16 protein-coding genes are annotated in these 16,381 nt (G+C 70.2%); 9 read left to right on the forward strand and 7 right to left on the reverse strand.

All coding sequences use genetic code 11. From position 1 onward, the window contains the following. The first annotated feature begins 20 nt into the window (after window positions 1–20). From FBY21_RS28415 to FBY21_RS28455, 9 genes are all read left to right on the forward strand, one after another. On the forward strand, window positions 21–350 hold the full coding sequence (locus FBY21_RS28415) for a DUF4398 domain-containing protein (RefSeq protein ID WP_044412618.1): 330 nt from the start codon (window positions 21–23) through the stop codon (window positions 348–350). Then, on the forward strand, window positions 347–1,156 hold the full coding sequence (locus tag FBY21_RS28420; RefSeq protein ID WP_074970161.1) for an OmpA family protein: 810 nt from the start codon (window positions 347–349) through the stop codon (window positions 1,154–1,156). The genes FBY21_RS28415 and FBY21_RS28420 overlap by 4 nt, the downstream gene beginning before the upstream one ends. 255 nt (window positions 1,157–1,411) lie before the next feature. Further along, complete coding sequence (locus tag FBY21_RS28425) at window positions 1,412–2,851, forward strand: PLP-dependent aminotransferase family protein (protein WP_044412266.1); 1,440 nt, start codon at window positions 1,412–1,414, stop codon at window positions 2,849–2,851. Window positions 2,852–3,175: 324 nt separating this feature from the next. Next, window positions 3,176–4,030: a 4-hydroxy-tetrahydrodipicolinate synthase gene (gene dapA, locus FBY21_RS28430; protein ID WP_142015786.1), complete on the forward strand. Its 855-nt coding sequence runs from the start codon at window positions 3,176–3,178 to the stop codon at window positions 4,028–4,030. Between the two features lie 86 nt (window positions 4,031–4,116). After that, window positions 4,117–5,244, forward strand: a complete 1,128-nt coding sequence (gene rnd, locus FBY21_RS28435) for a ribonuclease D (RefSeq protein ID WP_142015790.1) — start codon at window positions 4,117–4,119, stop codon at window positions 5,242–5,244. Next, a complete protein-coding gene (locus tag FBY21_RS28440; protein WP_044412257.1) occupies window positions 5,244–5,537 on the forward strand; it encodes a YcgL domain-containing protein in 294 nt (97 codons plus the stop codon). The genes rnd and FBY21_RS28440 overlap by 1 nt, the downstream gene beginning before the upstream one ends. After that, window positions 5,537–6,469, forward strand: coding sequence for a D-2-hydroxyacid dehydrogenase (locus FBY21_RS28445; protein ID WP_142015795.1), 933 nt, complete (start codon window positions 5,537–5,539; stop codon window positions 6,467–6,469). The genes FBY21_RS28440 and FBY21_RS28445 overlap by 1 nt, the downstream gene beginning before the upstream one ends. 404 nt (window positions 6,470–6,873) lie before the next feature. Further along, window positions 6,874–7,323 carry a YcgN family cysteine cluster protein gene (locus FBY21_RS28450; RefSeq protein ID WP_074970169.1) on the forward strand — a complete coding sequence of 150 codons (450 nt, stop codon included), beginning with the start codon at window positions 6,874–6,876 and terminating at the stop codon, window positions 7,321–7,323. Between the two features lie 65 nt (window positions 7,324–7,388). Beyond that, complete coding sequence (locus FBY21_RS28455; RefSeq protein WP_232104212.1) at window positions 7,389–8,630, forward strand: hypothetical protein; 1,242 nt, start codon at window positions 7,389–7,391, stop codon at window positions 8,628–8,630. A 12-nt stretch (window positions 8,631–8,642) separates the two neighbouring features. Here FBY21_RS28455 and FBY21_RS28460 read toward each other — a convergent pair whose 3' ends face one another. The 7 genes from FBY21_RS28460 to FBY21_RS28490 all read right to left on the reverse strand — a co-directional run bounded on the left by FBY21_RS28460 (window position 8,643) and on the right by FBY21_RS28490 (window position 16,329). Further along, the gene (locus tag FBY21_RS28460; RefSeq protein ID WP_107329385.1) at window positions 8,643–10,280 is read right to left on the reverse strand and encodes a BatD family protein; all 1,638 of its coding nucleotides are present in this window, start codon (window positions 10,278–10,280) and stop codon (window positions 8,643–8,645) included. Then, the gene (locus FBY21_RS28465; RefSeq protein WP_142015800.1) at window positions 10,277–12,025 is read right to left on the reverse strand and encodes a VWA domain-containing protein; all 1,749 of its coding nucleotides are present in this window, start codon (window positions 12,023–12,025) and stop codon (window positions 10,277–10,279) included. Before FBY21_RS28465 ends, FBY21_RS28460 begins: the two co-directional genes overlap by 4 nt. Continuing rightward, a complete protein-coding gene (locus tag FBY21_RS28470; protein WP_074970177.1) occupies window positions 12,022–13,050 on the reverse strand; it encodes a vWA domain-containing protein in 1,029 nt (342 codons plus the stop codon). Before FBY21_RS28470 ends, FBY21_RS28465 begins: the two co-directional genes overlap by 4 nt. Beyond that, the gene (locus FBY21_RS28475) at window positions 13,043–13,537 is read right to left on the reverse strand and encodes a DUF4381 domain-containing protein (protein WP_142015803.1); all 495 of its coding nucleotides are present in this window, start codon (window positions 13,535–13,537) and stop codon (window positions 13,043–13,045) included. Before FBY21_RS28475 ends, FBY21_RS28470 begins: the two co-directional genes overlap by 8 nt. Then, window positions 13,534–14,466, reverse strand: coding sequence for a DUF58 domain-containing protein (locus FBY21_RS28480; RefSeq protein ID WP_044412235.1), 933 nt, complete (start codon window positions 14,464–14,466; stop codon window positions 13,534–13,536). Before FBY21_RS28480 ends, FBY21_RS28475 begins: the two co-directional genes overlap by 4 nt. Before the next feature lie 4 nt (window positions 14,467–14,470). Next, on the reverse strand, window positions 14,471–15,430 hold the full coding sequence (locus FBY21_RS28485) for an AAA family ATPase (protein WP_044412232.1): 960 nt from the start codon (window positions 15,428–15,430) through the stop codon (window positions 14,471–14,473). A gap of 152 nt (window positions 15,431–15,582) precedes the next feature. Continuing rightward, a complete protein-coding gene (locus tag FBY21_RS28490; RefSeq protein WP_142015807.1) occupies window positions 15,583–16,329 on the reverse strand; it encodes a carbonic anhydrase in 747 nt (248 codons plus the stop codon). Between the last annotated feature and the right edge of the window lie 52 nt (window positions 16,330–16,381).

Genomic DNA, 16,381 nt, shown 5'->3' on the forward strand with positions numbered 1-16,381 from the left:
ACCGCATACTGGCCGCCGGCCTGGCACTTCTTGCCCTGTCCGGCTGCGCCAACGATCCCGCCCCCGTCGAGCAGATGCGCCTCTCCGAGCAGGCCGTGGCCCAGGCCCGTGCCGTCGGCGCAAGCGCCGACCAGATCCCCGAGATGAAACTGGCTGAAGAGAAGCTGGCCCGCGCCCAGAAGAACATGGGCGAGCAGGACTACAAGCGCGCACGCTTCTTCGCCGAGCAGGCCGAACTGGACGCCCGCCTCGCCGAATCCTTGGTGCTGACCCAGAAGAGCAAGGCCCAGCTCAACGACCTGACCGCCCGCATCAATCGCCTGCGCAAGCAACTGGGGGACCTGGAATGACCCCGCGTATCGCCATGGGCGGCCTCGTCGCCGCGCTCCTGTTGCTCGGCGGCTGCGCCTCCTCGCGCCAGGCCGAGCAGAGCCTGGATGAAGCCCGCAACCGCTTCCAGCAGGTGAAGGAAGACCCCCAGGTACTGGCCAGTGCACCCAAGGACGTGATCCGCGCCGGGGAATCCCTGGCCCGCGCCGAGCGCCTCGCCACCTACTGGGGCAACGACGGCGACGTCGAGCACTATGCCTTCCTCAGCCAGCGCTACAGCCAGATCGCCACCCAGCACAGCGAACTGGCCCGCGACCAGGAGCGCGCCGTGCGACTGCAGGGCGAGCAGGAGCGCCTCCAGCAATCCCTGCGCGAAGCCAAGCTGCTCAGCGCGCAGCAGAAGGGCAACTGGCTCGAGGAGCAGATGGTCGCCCTCGCCGCCACCGAGACCGATCGCGGCCTGGTGATGACCCTGGGCGACGTGCTGTTCGACACCGGCCGCTCCGAGCTGAAGGGCCGGGCCAACCGCACCGTGCTCAAGCTCGTGCAGTTCCTGCAGATCAACCCGCGCCGCACCGTGCGCATCGAGGGCTACACCGACAGCAGCGGCACCCGCGAGGAGAACCTCGCCCTGTCCCGTGACCGCGCCCAGGCGGTGGCCGACGTGCTCACCGACCTCGGGGTCGACGCCAAGCGCATCGAGGTGAAGGCCTATGGCGAAGCCTTCCCCATCGCGGAGAACGCCTCCAACAGCGGCCGCGCGCAGAACCGCCGCGTCGAGATCGTCATCTCCGACGAAAAGGGCAACCTCGGCGAAGCCCGCTGATCGCCCCCGCGCCTCCACAGGAACCCCGGCGGCCTCGCGGCCCCGGGGTTTTTTCATGCCCGCTCGCCACGCCTCGCACCCATACAGCTCGGGTTTGCAACGGGGCACTTGCGCAACGAGGCGCAACCGTCGGTCACTGTGGCGGTACAGTCCCTGGCAAATTTCACTGTATGGTCCACAATTTTGCGGACTGTACCGGTGCAATCCCGTCTCGCTTCGGTACTGTTACGGTCCAGTGAGACAGGTGCCGCCGCCATGACCAATCTGCTGCTTTACCAACGCATCGCCCAGCAACTGGCCGAAGACATCCGGCGTGGCGTGTACCAGCCCGGCGAACGGGTGCCCTCGGTGCGCAAGCTCAGCGCCCAGCTCAACGTCAGCCACGCTACCGTGCTGCAGGCGTACGCCAACCTGGAAGACCAGGGCCTGATCCGCGCGCGGCCGCAGTCCGGCTTCTACGTCCACCAGACCCCCGCGCTCACCGCCTCGACCCCCGACATCGCCCGGGTCGAACGCCCCGGCCTGGTCACCCGCGCCAGCATCATCAACCAGGTGCTCACCGAATCCCGCCGCGAGGGCGTGTTCCCCCTCGGCGCCGCCGTGCCCCACGTGGACTACCTCCCCGTGCGCGCCCTGCATCAGCAACTGGCCAAGGTCACCCGCTTCCACAGCCCGCGCGCCTTCAGCTACATGTTCAGCCCCGGTTTCGAACCGCTGCGCCGCCAGGTGGCGATCCGCATGCGCGATGCCGGCGTGGTGGTCGACCCGTCCGAAGTGGTCATCACCCATGGCTGCGTCGACGCCATCCAGATGAGCCTGCGGGTGCTGACCCGCCCCGGCGACCTGATCGCCACCGAATCGCCCACCTACTACGGCCTGCTGCAACTGGCGGACCTGCTCGGGCTCAAGGTGATCGAGATCCCCAGCGACCCCACCACCGGCATCAGCCTCGAAGCCCTGCAACTGGCCGCCAACCAATGGCCCATCAAGGCCCTGGTGCTCACCTCGCGCCTCAGCAACCCGCTGGGCGGTACCGTGCCCGAAGAGCGGCAGAAGCAGCTGCTGCGCCTGGCATCGGACTTCGACATCCAGATCGTCGAGGACGACATCTACGGCGAGCTCATGTTCGAGCAAGGCCCCTCCAAATCCCTCAAGGCCAGTGACCGTGACGGCCGGGTGATCTACTGCTCCAGCTTCTCCAAGACCCTCTCGCCCGGCGTGCGGATCGGCTGGATAGTCGCCGGCAAGTACCAGGACGAAATCCAGCGCCTGCAGACCTTCACCACCCACTCCGCCTGCAGCGTCACCCAGATGGGGGTCGCCGCCTACCTGGAGAACGGCGGCTACGACCGGCACCTGCGCTACATCCGCCAGGAGTACCGCAAGAACCTCACCGCCTTCCAGCTGGGGGTGCAGCAGTACTTCCCCGACGGCACCCAGATGACCCGGCCCAACGGCGGTTTCATCCTCTGGATCAGCCTGCCGGCCAAGGTCAACACCAAGGACCTGCACGTCCGCGCGCTGCAGCAGGGCATCAGCATCGCCCCGGGGCTGATCTTCAGTAACACCGAGCAGTTCAACCACTGCGTGCGCCTGAACTGCGGCATCCCGTGGAACCGCGAAGCCGAGCGCGCCATCATGACCCTCGGCATGCTCGCCAAGCAGCTCTGCCAGGAAGCCGGCGGCAGCTACTGAGACCAGGCGGAGGAGGGCGGACGCTCATCGGCGTTGACAGCCCTCCACCGTTCCCCGCAGTATCCAGCCCCTCGCAATCTGCAACCTGAGCCCGACCATGCCCGCCCACGCCTTCTCCCGCGCTTTCGTACCGGCCCTGCCGGCGCTTGCGCTTGGCGTCGCCGCGAGCAAGGTCAAGAAACAGCCGCTCATTTGACCGGGGCGCGCTGTCCCGTCAGATGGGCTGACAGGACAGCAGGCGCGAAGGTCGAACCCTCTCTCACTCCCGCATCCCTGTACCCCTCCGACGGCGACGACAGACGGTCAGCCTGAAGGAGTGAAGCAATGCCCGCGTTTTCTGGAGTCTGGGTCGCCCTGGTGACCCCCTTCGCCGACGGCGAACTCGACCTGCCCGCCCTGCAACGCCTCGCCCGGCACCTGCTGGATGCCGGAGCGGCCGGCCTGGTCGCCTGCGGCAGCACCGGTGAAGCCGCCGCCCTCAGCCGCGACGAGCGCCTCGCCGTGCTGGATGCCCTGCTTGAGGTCGTGCCCGGCGAACGCCTGGTGATGGGCCTGGCCGGCAACAACCTCAACGACGTCCTGGGCATGCTCGACGCCATCCAGCAGCGTCCCATCGGCGGCGTGCTGGTTCCGGCGCCTTACTACATCCGCCCCTCCCAGGCCGGCCTGCTCAGCTGGTTCAGCCGCATCGCCGACGCCTCCCGGCTGCCGGTGATCCTCTACGACATCCCCTACCGCACTGGCGCCACCCTGGCCCTCGACACCCTGCGCCAGCTCGCCCGCCATCCCCGCATCGTCGCCCTCAAGGATTGCGGCGGCGACACCGGCAAGACCCAGGCCCTGATCGCCGACGGGCAACTGGCCGTGCTGGCCGGCGAAGACAACCAGGTGTTCACCACCCTCTGCCTGGGCGGCAGTGGCGCCATCGCCGCCTCCGCCCACCACCACACCGAGCGCTTCGTCGAGATGGCCGCTTGCGTGCAGCGGGGCGACCTGGCCCGTGCCCGGGCCCTCGCGCACAGCCTGCAACCCCTGATCGAACTGGCCTTTGCCGAGCCCAACCCCGCACCGGTGAAGAGCCTGCTGGCCCTGCGCGGGCTGATCCGCGATGAGCTGCGCGAGCCCATGCAGCCCAGTTCGCCGGCCCTGGTGGAGTGCCTGCGCAGCCTGCTCGTCTGAGCCGGCTGCCGCCCGCCCGCCGGGCCGGGTGGGGCGGCGCCGGGGTTGCGATATATACTTCGCGCCTCTGAACCGAGGAGAGCCTTGTGGCCATCGATTTTCACTGGATTCGCGACGACGCCGAACTGGCCTCCCACTGCGAACGCTGGCGCCGACTGAGTTTCGTCGCGCTGGACACCGAGTTCATGCGTGTCGACACCTTCTACCCCAAGGCCGGCCTGGTTCAGGTCGGCGACGGCGAGACGGCCTGGCTCATCGACCCCCTGCTGATCCAGGACTGGCGCCCCTTCGCCGCCCTGCTCGAAGACACCGCCGTCACCAAGGTGCTGCATGCCTGCGGCGAAGACCTCGAAGTCTTCCTGCGCCTCACCGGCAGCCTGCCGCAGCCGCTGCTCGACACCCAGCTCGCCGCCGGCTACCTCGGCATCGGCTACTCCATGGGCTACTCGCGCCTGGTGAACGCCGTGCTCGGCATCGACCTGCCCAAGGAAGAGACCCGCTCCGACTGGCTGCAGCGCCCGCTCACCGAGATGCAGGAGCGCTACGCCGCCGAGGACGCCGTGCACCTGGCCGAGATCTACCGCATCCTCGACCAGCGTCTCGACGCCACCAAGCGCGCCTGGATCCTCGAAGACGGCGCCGAACTGGTGGCCAACCTGCGCCGCGAGACCGACCCCCAGACGCTGTACCGCGAGTCCAAGCTCGGTTGGAAGCTGTCCCGCCAGCAACTGGCCGTGCTCCGCGCCCTCTACGCCTGGCGCGAGGCCGAGGCCCGGCGCCGCGACCAGCCGCGCAACCGCATCATCCGCGAGCACGCCCTGTGGCCCATGGCGCGTTTCCAGCCGGACAACCTGGTTGCCCTGTCGCGCATCGAAGACATGCACCCGCGCACCGTCCGCCAGGACGGCAACACCCTGCTCAAGCTGATCCGCGACGCGGCCGAACTGCCGCCCGCCGAATGGCCCGAGGCATTGCCCGAGCCGCTGCCCGCCGAGGTCAACGGCCTGCTCAAGAAGCTGCGCGCCGTCGGCCAGGCCCAGGCCGAGCGCCTGGGCATCGCCCCCGAGCTGATGCTGCGCAAGAAACACCTCGAAGCCCTCATCAAGAGCGGTTTCCCCAACGGCCCCTACCAGCTGCCCGCAGGCCTGCGTGGCTGGCGCCGCGAACTGATGGGCCAGGCCCTGCTGGACGTCCTGGCCGGAGAGACCGCCTGATGAAACGCATCTGCTCGATCTACAAGAGCCCCCGCAAGAACGAGATGTACCTCTACGTCGACAAGGCCGAAGCCCTCAGCCGCGTGCCCGAAGGCCTGCTGGCCGCCTTCGGCGCTCCCCGGCACACCTTCGACCTGGTCCTCAGCCCCGAACGCCAGCTGGCGCGCGAGGACATCCACAAGGTGCTGGAGAACATCGAGAAGCAGGGCTACCACCTGCAGATGCCGCCGGGTGAAGAGGAGTACATCGAGCACCTGCCCGAAGAACTCCTGCGCATGAACGACCCGGTCTGATGCGCGTTCTCCTCGCCGACTCCAACCACGTCCGCCACGCCGAACTGCTGAGCGAGCTCGCCCCCGAGTTGGAGCTGCTGGCTGCAGATTCGCCTGACGAACTGGCCCGCCTGGCCGCCGACTGCCCGGTGTGGCTGGGCAGCCCGGATCGCCTCGCCGAGCTGCTGCGCCGGGGGCTCCGGCCTGAATGGGCGCAGTCCACCTGGGCCGGCATCACCCCGCTGCTGGCCGAAGGCCTGCCGCGCCAGTACCGGCTCACCCGTGCCGTCGGCATCTTCGGCCAGGTGATGGCCGAGTACGTGCTGACCTACCTGCTGGCCCATGAGCGCGCACTGCTGGCGCGCCTGGCGAGCCAGGTGGAAGGGCGCTGGGATGGTCGGCTGCCCCACAGCCTGGCCGGGCGGCGCGTGCTGGTGGTGGGCGCCGGGGACATCGGTAGCAGCGTCGGGCGCTTCCTCGCCCCCTTCGGTGTCGAGCTGCGCGGCATCGCCCGCCAGCCGCGTCCGCTGGAGCCCTTTGCCGAGGTCGCCGGCCTCGAGGCCCTGCCCGAACAGGTCGGCTGGGCCGACTGCGTGGTGAACCTGCTGCCGGACACCCCCGCCACCCAGGACCTCTACGACCGCGCGCTGTTCCAGCGCATGCAGCCCACGGCGCTCTTCATCAATGCCGGGCGTGGCGTTGCAGTGGTGGACCACGACCTGGTCGCAGCCCTCGAAGCCAACGAACTGGCCGGCGCCGTCATCGACGTCTGCCGCCAGGAACCGCTGCCGGGCGAGCACCCCTTCTGGCGCGCCCCGCGCCTGCTGCTCACCGGCCACAGCTCCGCCCCCACCTTGGCCGAGCCGCTGATCAGGCTGTTCACCGACAACCTCACCCGCTTCCAGCAAGGCCAACCGCTGCGCGGCGAAGTGGACTTCCAGCGCGGCTATTGACCCCGAGCGTGGGGGGAATCCGCCGGAACGTAGGATGGGCTGAGCTGTGCGAAGCCCATCATTGCCTAGGCGGCCCGGATTCGATGCGGTTCGCACAGCTCACCGCATCCTACGGGGCCCTTGCCATGGCTCGTGTAGGGTGGGTCGCGCTTCATCGACCCACGCGGAGGCGGAGGCCATCAATCCCATGGCGGGCTCCACTCCCGGGCTGAAGCCCGGGCTACGTCAGGCAGGTGTGTCGGGCGGATTACGCTTCATCGATCCACCGCCGGGGCGGCGCTGCTGGGAGATAGTGCGAACGATTTTCCTTACACCGCGCTACCGGTCGCTCCCGTGGCGGCGGTGCTTGGCCGGCACCGTCGGCGCGACTAGACTACCGCGCCCCTTTACCCAGTCAGATCGCCATGGCCGCCAAAGTCGAACCCTTCTGGAAGCGCAAGACCCTCGCTCAACTCGATCAGGAGGAGTGGGAGTCCCTGTGTGACGGCTGCGGCCTATGCTGCCTGCAGAAGCTCGAGGACGAAGACGACGGCGCGGTGTACTACACCCGCATCGCCTGCAAGCTGCTCGACCTCAAGACCTGCCGCTGCACCAACTACCCCAACCGCCGCGACTTCGTGCCCGACTGCATCCAGCTCACCCCGGCCCAGGCCGACGAGTTCCGCTGGCTGCCGCCCACCTGCGGCTACCGCCTGGTGGCCGAGGGCAAGGACCTGCCGCCCTGGCACCCGTTGGTCTGCGGCGACCCCGAGGCGGTGCACAACGCCGGCATTTCCCAGTCCGGGCGCATGGTCAGCGAGACCAAGGTGGCCGAGGACGACTGGGAGGACTACATGATCTTCCGCGCCGGCTAGCGCACCCCAAGGGATCGAATTGCCGTTCGCCGCGTCATAGGGAAATCGCCACGAGGAAGCCCGCCATGTCCCACCGCGCCACCCTGCTGCTGTCCGCCACTGCCCTGCTGTTCAGTGCCCCGCTGCTGGCGGCCAAGCGCACCGACATCGACTACAAGGTTCGCTTCCTGCCCGACAGCGACCAGGCCGAAGTCCAGCTGGTGGTGGAGGAGGGCGAGAAGGTCCGCCGCCTCAGCTTCGACCTGGGCGACAAGGGCTACTACAGCGACTTCAAGGCCGACGGCCAGTGGCAGCAGGAGGGCGCCGGCCGAGGCACCTGGCAACCCGCAGCGGGCAAGGCCACCCTCAGCTACCGCGTGCGCATCACCCACGACCGCGGCGACGGCACCTTCGATGCGCGGATGACCCCCGACTGGGCCCTGCTGCGCGGCGACGACCTGGTGCCCCCAGCCCGGGCCGACGTGGTGGAAGGCACCGACCTAGCCGCGCGCATCCAGTTCGAACTGCCCAAGGGCTGGACCTCCGTGGAAACCGGCTGGACCCGCGTCGGCAAGAACCGCTTCCGCGTCGACAACGCCGAGCGCGTGTTCGACCGCCCCACCGGCTGGATCATCGCCGGCAAGCTCGGCAGCCGCCGCACCGAACTGGGCAACACCGATGTCACCATCAGTGCCCCGGTGGGCGAGGGCATGCGGCGGATGGACATCCTCACCCTGCTGACCTTCGTCTGGCCCCACGCCCAGGCGGTGTTCCCCCGCGACCCCGGCAAGCTGCTGATCGTCGGTGCCGGCGACCCCATGTGGCGCGGCGGGCTGTCCGGCCCCAACTCCTTCTTCATGCACGCCGACCGCCCGCTGGTCAGCGAGAACGGCACCAGCTCCCTGGTGCACGAACTGGTGCACGTGTTCACCCGCATCCAGGACACCGAGCGCAGCGACTGGATCAGCGAAGGCATCGCCGAGTACTACGCCATCGAACTGATGCGCCGCGCCGGCGGGCTCAGCGAGGACCGCTACCACAAGGTGCGCGCCAACCTGAAGCACTGGAGCCGCAAGATCACCAACCTGCGCGGCGAGCATTGCACCGGGCCGACCACCGCCCGCGCCGTGCTGCTGCTGCAGGACCTGGACGAAGAGATCCGCAAGAGCAGCAAGGGCGCTCACTCCCTCGATGACGTGGTGCGCGGGCTGATGCGCCTGGACAAGGTCGCCACGGCGGACTTCGTCGGCATCGCCGAGAACGTCCTCGGCGGCCCCTCCAAGACCCTCGACACGCCGCTGCTGGACGACAAGGCCGCCGCCCAGTAGCCCTTCAGCGCATCAGTGCGGGTACAGCGGCGGCAGCGCGCTGGCCGTGGCCTGCTGCTGCACCTGGCGCGCCGGCAGCGCGCGGATCGCCTTCCACAGGTCCTCGCCCTGCCAGTGCTGGCCGCTCTCGCTGTAGAGCGCGCCGTTCAGACCGTCCATCGCATCCGACAGGGGCACGAAGCGCGCCGCCATCTCTGCCAGGGTTTCCGGCTGCTGGCGTGCCCAGGCATCCAGCGCCTGGCGGGTCGCCTGCGGGTCGTTGGCCTGGCAGGCGCGCTTGAGGTCGTCCAGCAGCGTGCGCGGGCTCGGCCCGGTCTGCACCGTCGGCAGGATCGCCGGCTGGCGGCGGGCATGCCACCACAGGCCGAAGCCCAGCAGGGTGGTCAGCGCCAGGATCAGCGTCGCCAGCTGCCAGGGCCACAGCGGCGCACCGGCCGGGGCCGGCTGGTCGGCACCGGGTGTTTCCACCGGGGCCTCCGGTTCCATCGCCGGGTTCACCGCCACCTCCAGGGTGCGGGCCGGCAGGCGGCTGTGCTCCAGGCGGTCGTCCCGGGTGTTCCACCACACCACGTCCACCGCCGGCAGCTCGATGCGCCCGGCCGCCGTGGGCACCAGCGCCTCGCGTTCCTCGCGGCTGCCGGTCACCCCGCGTTCGCCCACCTCGTTGGCCAGCTGGGGCTGGTCCGGGTAGCGGCGCAGGTCATTGGCGCTGGTGGCCGGCAGCGCCGGGATCTGCGCGCTGGAGAGCCCTTCGGTCTTCACCATCAGGCTGCGGGTCAGGGAGTCGCCGACCCGCGCCTTGTCCGGCTCCGGGCTCCAGGCCTCCACCAGGGTCAGGTTGCGCGCCGGCAGCCACGGCGCATCGGCCGGGTAGTCCGCCGGGCGCGGCTTCACCGCCAGGGGGATCTGCGGCGAGCTGACCCGCGTCAGGCGGCCCGGGCGCGGCCCGAAGGGCTGGTAGGCGTCCTGGCTGCTGCGTTCGGCCAGGGTCGCGCTGAACACCTGGGAGGGGATCATCAGCTGGCCGCTCTTCTGCGGGAAGATCGCGTAGCGCAGCTCGATCACCCCGTGGCGCACGCCGTTGATCTCCTTCTCGTAGGTGCGCGGCTCACCCAGCTGCTCGATGCGCGCGTCGGCCATCTGCAGCGGCGTCAGGCTGCTGTCGTCGTACAGCGAGACCGAGTGGTAGATGCGCAGGGTGAGGATCGCCTGGGCCTGCACGTAGACGCTTTCCTGGTCCAGGCTGGCGTCGATGAACACCGGCGCCAGCTTGCCGGAGTCCGCGTTGGGGTCGTTCTTCTGGATGTGCAGCGGGATCGGCTGGGTCTCGGCCTCGCCCAGCTTCAGCGGCGGGATGACCACATAGCCGGTCTGCTTCGGCTGCAGGGTGACGATCCAGCGGGTGGCGCGGTTGCTCTGGCCGTTGAGGGTGCTCAGGCGGTTGATCTGGCGGGTGCCGAGCACATCGAACAGCGACTCCAGCGGCGACAGGTCCGGCTTGCCGAACAGCGTCGGGTCGGAGGACTCCAGCACCAGCTCCACCGTCTCGCCTTCGCTGAGGCGGGTGCGGTCGACGCTGGCGGTGAAGCCGGCGGCGTGGGCGAGGCTGGCCAGCAGGAGGAGGATCAGGGCGCAGGTCAGGCGCTTCATTCTTGGTTTTCCTGGCGGCGTTGCTGTTCGTACCAGAACTTGCGGCGCAGCAGTTCGGCGGGGTCGTCGGGAATCTGTCGCAGCCACTGCTCCAGGGACTGGCGGCGTTCGTCGCCCAGGGGCTCGTGCTCGCTGTCCAGCGCTTGTGGCTCGCCGTCCGGTTCGGTGGGCTGGGCGTTGGCTGCCTGCTGGTCCTGGCCGCCGGCGCCCTGGCCGTTCTTCTGTTCGGCTTCCGCGCCGGCCTGCGAATCCTGGCCGGATTCGGGCTTGGCGTCCTGCTCCGCCGGCTGGGGCGTACCCTTGGGCGCGTCCTGGGCGGCATCGTCCTGGCCGGCCTGTTGCTGCTGTGGCGGCGAGGTGGGCTGGGGCTGCTCGGCCTGGGCCTGGCGCTGCTTCAGCAGCTCCTCCACCAGGGCCTTGTTCTTCAGTGCCGGCTGCAGGTCGGGCTGGCGCTCCAGGGCCGAATCGTAGGCATCCAGCGCGGCTTCCAGTTGCTCGGCCTTGGCCAGGGCGTTGCCCCGGTTGTAGTGATCGGCGGCGCTGTCGCCGGCGGCGAAGCGCTCCGCCGCCTCGCCGTACTGGCCGGCCTGGTAGAGGGCATAGCCCTGCCAGGCACGGTCCTGGAAGCGCTGCGCGGCCTCTGCCGGTTGTTGCGCTTCCAGCAGGCGCTGGCCCTGCTGGTCGGCCCGCAGCCACAGGTCGTCCAGCTCGAAGGCCAGGGCCGGGCGGGGCAGCACGAAGAACAGCGGCAGGCAGAAGATCCAGCCCCGGCGGCCGGCGCAGGCGGCGATCAGCAGCAGCGGTAGCAGCAGCCAGTGGCCCTGGTCGGCCCAGGCTTCCAGGCGGGTGGTTTCGCCGCTGTCGCGCAGGGTGGTGGCCCCGCCGAGCAGGCCGAGGTTGCGCAGGTCGCGCTCATCCACTCGGGCCGTGGCGTACTTGCCGCCCAGGTCGCTGGCGAAGCGCTTGAGCCCCGGAGCGTCCAGGCGCGGCAGGAGGATGGCGCCTTGGGCGTCCTTGAGGAAACCACCGTTGTCCTGGGCAATGGGTGCGCCCTGGGCGGTGCCGATGCCGAGGATCGACAAGCGGCCGCTGCGCGAGCCGAGGGCCTTGCGGATACCGTTGCGCTCGGCCTCGCTGAGGCCATTGGTGATCAGCAGCAGCCGGCCTTGGCCGCGCGCGCCCTGTTCCAGCAGCGCCAGGGCTTTCTGCACCGCCAGGTCGGCGCGCTGGCCGGGCTCGGGCATGATCGCTGGCTTGAGGGCGTCCAGCAGGTTGCCGGCGGTCATCAGGTCGTCCGACAGCGGCACCAGGCTGTGGGCGCTGCCGGCGTAGACGACGATGGCTGTCTGCGCGTCGCGGCGGGCATCCAAAAGGTCGCGCAGCTTGCGCTTGGCGTGCTCCAGACGGCTGGGCGGCACGTCGCCGGCGAGCATCGAGGGGGTCAGTTCGAGAATCACCACCAGCGGGTCGGCACGCTTCTGGGTGCTTTGCTCCACCCGCTGCCAGCTGGGGCCGAGCAGCGCCAGCAGGCCCAGCAGCCAGGCCAGGCCGAGGGCGATCCACGGCAGCCGGCTGCCGCGCTGGCGCCCGCCACCCAGCAGCCAGGGCTGGAAGTGCAGGGGCAGCAACTGCTGCCAACGGCCGGTGCGGCGTTCGCGGTGCAGCAGTTGCCAGAGCAGCCACAGCAGCAGCGGCAACAGCAGCAGCCACAGCGGGCGCGACCAGTGGGGCCAGAGTTCGCTCATGAACGCCTCCAGCGGCTGCGGGCCCAGGCCAGCCCCTGCTGGGGCAGGTCGGGCCAGAGTTCACGGGCGATCAGCACCAGGCTCAGCAGCAACGCCAGCCCCAGCGGCCAGCAGTACAGCGCCAGGGCCGGGCGTGCCTGGCTGGGCAGCTGGCTCACCGGTTCGAGGGTGTCCAGTGCCAGCTCGATCTCGGTCAGCTCCTGGCTGGAGCGGGCGCGGAAGTACTGGCCGCCGGTCTGCTCGGCGATCTGCCGCAGTGTGGGCTCGTCCAGGTCCAGCGCCGGGTTGAGGCCGAACAGGCCGAGCATGCCGCCCTGCTCGGGGTCGGCGCCGATGCCGATGGTGTAGATCTTCACGCCTTCCTCGGCGGCCAGGCGCGCGGCGGTCAAGGGCTCGATCTGGCCGCCGGTGTTGGCGCCGTCGGTCACCAGCACCAGCACGCGGCTGTTGGCCGGGCGCTGGCGCAGGCGCTTCACCGCCAGGCCGATGGCGTCGCCGATGGCGGTGTTCTTGCCGGCGATGCCGATCAGCGCCTCGTCCAGCCACACGTGCACGGTCTGCCGGTCGAAGGTCAGCGGCGCCTGCAGGTAGGCCTGGCTGCCGAAGAGGATCAGGCCGATGCGGTCGCCCACCCGGCCGTCGATGAACTCGCCCATCAGGTGTTGCACCAGCGCCAGGCGGCTGACCGGCTTGCCGTCCAGCTGCATGTCTGCGTAATCCATGGAGCCGGACACATCCACCGCCACCAGCAGGTCGCGGCCGCTGGCCGGCAGCGGCTGCGGCTCGCCGACCCACTCGGGGCGCGCGGCGGCGCACAGCAGCAGCAGCCAGAGCAGGGCGAAGGGCGCCTGCTGGCGCCAGGCCGGCAGGTTGGCGCGGGCGCGGCGCCCGGCCAGGGTTTCCAGCTCGCCGAGGAAACTCACCTTCAGCGCCGCCTCGCCGCTGTCGGCCGGCGGCAGCAGCACCCGCAGCAGCCAGGGCAGCGGCGCCAGCAGGAAGATCCAGGGCCAGGCCAGTTCAAACATGCTTGCGAATCCAGGTTTCGACGGCCTGGTGCAGGCCGGCGATGGCCTTGTCGTCGAGTTTGCACTGCGGGCGGTAGGCGCCCTCCACCAGCACCATCCAGCGGGTCAGGCCGGCGGCGGGGCAGCGGTTGTCCAGGTAGGCCAGCCAGGCGCGGCCGTTCAGGGTCAGCACCTGGGCGTCGGGGTAGCGCTGCCGGCACAGGCGCTTGAGCAGCGCATTGAGCTGCTGCAGCCAGGGGCCGGCATGGGCGCCGTCGTAGGGCTTGGCCAGCTGTGCCAGCTCCTGCAGCGCGGCCTCGCGCATCGGGTCCAGAGGCTGGGCCTGCTCGGCCTCCTGGCGCTGCCGCGACAGCCGCCGGGCCAGGCGCCAGGCGCCCCAGGCCAGCAGCGGCAGCAGCACGGCGAGCAGCCACCAGCCCGGCGCCGGGGGCCAGAACGGCACGGGCGGCGGGGCGATCAGGGGTTCGAGCTGGTCCAGCGGGTTCATCGCCGCGCCCCGCGCTGCAGGTGGTCGCGCAACTGGTCGACCATCTCTTCCTGGGTGGACAGCGGTAGCAGCAGCACCCCCAGGCGCAGGGCCAGGCGCTGCCAGCGGGCGCGGCGGGCCTCGCCCTGTTCGCGGTAGGCCTGGCGCAGCTCGGGGTTGTGGGTGTCCAGCTCCAGCTGGGCGCCCAGCTCGCTGAAGCGCAGCAGGCCGGCGGCCGGCAGCGCGTGGTCGAGGGGGTCGGACAGCGGCAGCAGGATCAGGTCGGTGTGCCGGGCCAGCAGCGCCAGTTGCTGCTCGGCGGTGTCCGAGAGGGTGCGCTCGTCACAGAGGATCACCACCAGGCTGCCGGGGCGCAGCACCTCGCGGGCGCGGCGCAGGGCCAGGCTGAAGCCTTCGCGGGGCGTCGCCTGCGGGGTGACCAGGCCCTGGTTGGCGCGCACCAGGCGGTTGAGCAGTTGCAGCAGGCTCTGCTTGCTGCGGCGGGGCTTGATCTCGTGGTGCTCGGCGTCGCTGAAGACCAGCCCGCCGATGCGGTCGTTGTGGCCCAGGGCGGCCCAGCCGATGAGGCTGGCGGCGTGGGCGGCGAGCACCGACTTGAACATCCGCCCGGAGCCGAAGAACAGCCGCTGGCTCTGTTCGACGACGATGAACACCGGGCGCTCGCGCTCCTCGTGGAACAGCTTGGTGTGGGGCTCCTGGGTGCGTGCGGTGACGCGCCAGTCGATGGTGCGCACGTCGTCGCCCGGCTGGTACACGCGCACCTGGTCGAAGTCGACCCCGCGCCCGCGCAGCTTGGAGTGGTGCAGGCCGATCAGCGGGCTGCGCCGCGAGGGCGTGGAGAACAGCTGCACCTCGCGCACGCGGTGGCGGATCTCGATCAGCTCGGCGAGGCTGACCTGCACGCCGGGGACGGCTGCCGGGCTGGTCATGGCGTCAGGCGACGGCGACCACGTCGAGGATGCGTTGCAGCACGCGGTCCTGGTCGATCCCCGCGGCCTCGGCCTCGAAGGTGAGGATCAGGCGATGGCGCAGCGCATCGAAGAGCACCGCCTGGATGTCCTCGGGGCTGACGAAGTCGCGCCCGGCCATCCACGCATGGGCCCGCGCGCAGCGGTCCAGGGCGATGGAGCCGCGCGGGCTGGAACCGTAGGCCAGCCACTCGGCCAGCTCGGCGTCGAACTTGGCCGGGGTGCGTGTGGCCATCACCAGCTGCACCAGGTACTCCTCCACGGCGTCGGCCATGTACAGGCCGAGGATTTCCTTGCGCGCGGCGAAGATCGCCTGCTGGCTGACCTGGTGCTCGGGCCGGGTCTCGCCGTTGAGGGCGACGCCACGGGCCTGCTGGAGGATCTTGCGTTCCACCGAGGCCTCGGGGAAGCCGATCTTCACGTGCATGAGGAAGCGGTCGAGCTGGGCCTCGGGCAGCGGGTAGGTGCCTTCCTGCTCGATGGGGTTCTGGGTCGCCATCACCAGGAACAGCGGCGGCAGGTCGTAGGTGGAACGGCCGATGGACACCTGGCGCTCGGCCATGGCTTCCAGCAGCGCGGATTGCACCTTGGCCGGCGCGCGGTTGATCTCGTCGGCCAGCACCAGGTTGTGGAAGATCGGCCCCTGCTGGAACACGAAGCTGCCGGTCTCCGGGCGGTAGATCTCGGTGCCGGTGATGTCGGCGGGCAGCAGGTCGGGGGTGAACTGGATGCGGTGGAACTCGGCCTCCACGCCTTCGGCGAGGTCCTTGATGGCCTTGGTCTTGGCCAGGCCCGGTGCGCCTTCCACCAGCAGGTGGCCGTCGGCGAGCAGCGCGATCAGCAGCCGGTCGATGAGTTTTTCCTGACCGAGAATCTGGGTGGAAAGGTACTGTCGCAGGGCGACCAGTGCATCGCGGTGTTCCATCGTCGGGCTCGCTCGGGGTGGACGGGGGCAGCCTGGGCCCTCGGAGAAGGCGGGGTACTTTAATCCAAGCAGAGGTCAGCGGCCTAGGCGAGTACGCGAGCGCGCGTCGAAATCGTGACGGGCCGAGCGCTGTGCGCCCGGCCCGTCAGGGCTCAGGCGATCAGTTCGACCTGGCCGCTGGCCAGCCGGTAGACGCCGCCCACCACCTTCAGGCGGCCTTCGGCGACGGCGTCGCGCAGCAGGGTGGAGCGCTCGGTGAGCTGCTTGAGGTTGTCCCGCACGTTCTGCGCGATGGCGTTGTCCAGGGTATTGCCCTCGTGCTTGAGCACCGCCTTCGCCGACGGCGCGATGGCCGCCGCCAGGGCCTGGATGTGGCCGGGGTAGCGGGCACCGTCGCGGGCCACCTTGAGGCCGGCCTCCACGGCGCCGCAGCCTTCGTGGCCCAGCACCATCAGCAGCGGGATGCCGAGCACGGCCACGCCGTATTCCAGGCTGGCCAGGCCGTCTTCATTGACGATGTTGCCGGCCACGCGCACGGCGAAGAGGTCGCCCCGCGCGGTGTCGAAGGCGTACTCCGGGGCGATGCGCGAATCGGCGCAGCTCAGCACCGCCGCGTAGGGGTTCTGGGCCGACACCAGCGCCTCGCGCTCGGTGAGGAAGTCGTGGCGGCGGGTCAGGCCTTCCACGTAGCGCTGGTTGCCCTGCATCAGGCGCTCCAGCGCCGCGTCGGGTGCCAGGCGGTTCTGCGGCTTGGGCGGCGGCGCAGCCGGGTCGGCGGCCAGGGCCGTCTGGCTCAGCAGGGGCACGGCGGCGACGGCCGCGGCGGTCATGCCGGCCAGGCGCAGGAAGCGCCGGCGCTCGGGACGATCAGGGGTGTGGGGTTCGTGGCAGGTGCACATGGCAGGTGCTCCGGTGGGAAAGGGGAGTGGCGAGTCTAGGGGGCACACCGGT

Source organism: Pseudomonas sp. SLBN-26 (genome assembly GCF_006715895.1).
Classification (GTDB): Bacteria; Pseudomonadota; Gammaproteobacteria; order Pseudomonadales; family Pseudomonadaceae; genus Metapseudomonas; species Metapseudomonas otitidis.

Excerpts from the sequence above, each read along its gene's own strand:
- FBY21_RS28420 (WP_074970161.1), top strand. The coding sequence starts at position 347 with ATGACCCCGCGTATCGCCATGGGCGGCCTCGTCGCCGCGCTCCTGTTG.
- FBY21_RS28425 (WP_044412266.1), top strand. The coding sequence starts at position 1,412 with ATGACCAATCTGCTGCTTTACCAACGCATCGCCCAGCAACTGGCCGAA.
- dapA (WP_142015786.1), top strand. The coding sequence starts at position 3,176 with ATGCCCGCGTTTTCTGGAGTCTGGGTCGCCCTGGTGACCCCCTTCGCC.
- FBY21_RS28440 (WP_044412257.1), top strand. The coding sequence starts at position 5,244 with ATGAAACGCATCTGCTCGATCTACAAGAGCCCCCGCAAGAACGAGATG.
- FBY21_RS28445 (WP_142015795.1), top strand. The coding sequence starts at position 5,537 with ATGCGCGTTCTCCTCGCCGACTCCAACCACGTCCGCCACGCCGAACTG.
- FBY21_RS28450 (WP_074970169.1), top strand. The coding sequence starts at position 6,874 with ATGGCCGCCAAAGTCGAACCCTTCTGGAAGCGCAAGACCCTCGCTCAA.
- FBY21_RS28455 (WP_232104212.1), top strand. The coding sequence starts at position 7,389 with ATGTCCCACCGCGCCACCCTGCTGCTGTCCGCCACTGCCCTGCTGTTC.
- FBY21_RS28460 (WP_107329385.1), bottom strand. The coding sequence starts at position 10,280 with ATGAAGCGCCTGACCTGCGCCCTGATCCTCCTCCTGCTGGCCAGCCTC.
- FBY21_RS28465 (WP_142015800.1), bottom strand. The coding sequence starts at position 12,025 with ATGAGCGAACTCTGGCCCCACTGGTCGCGCCCGCTGTGGCTGCTGCTG.
- FBY21_RS28470 (WP_074970177.1), bottom strand. The coding sequence starts at position 13,050 with ATGTTTGAACTGGCCTGGCCCTGGATCTTCCTGCTGGCGCCGCTGCCC.
- FBY21_RS28475 (WP_142015803.1), bottom strand. The coding sequence starts at position 13,537 with ATGAACCCGCTGGACCAGCTCGAACCCCTGATCGCCCCGCCGCCCGTG.
- FBY21_RS28480 (WP_044412235.1), bottom strand. The coding sequence starts at position 14,466 with ATGACCAGCCCGGCAGCCGTCCCCGGCGTGCAGGTCAGCCTCGCCGAG.
- FBY21_RS28485 (WP_044412232.1), bottom strand. The coding sequence starts at position 15,430 with ATGGAACACCGCGATGCACTGGTCGCCCTGCGACAGTACCTTTCCACC.
- FBY21_RS28490 (WP_142015807.1), bottom strand. The coding sequence starts at position 16,329 with ATGTGCACCTGCCACGAACCCCACACCCCTGATCGTCCCGAGCGCCGG.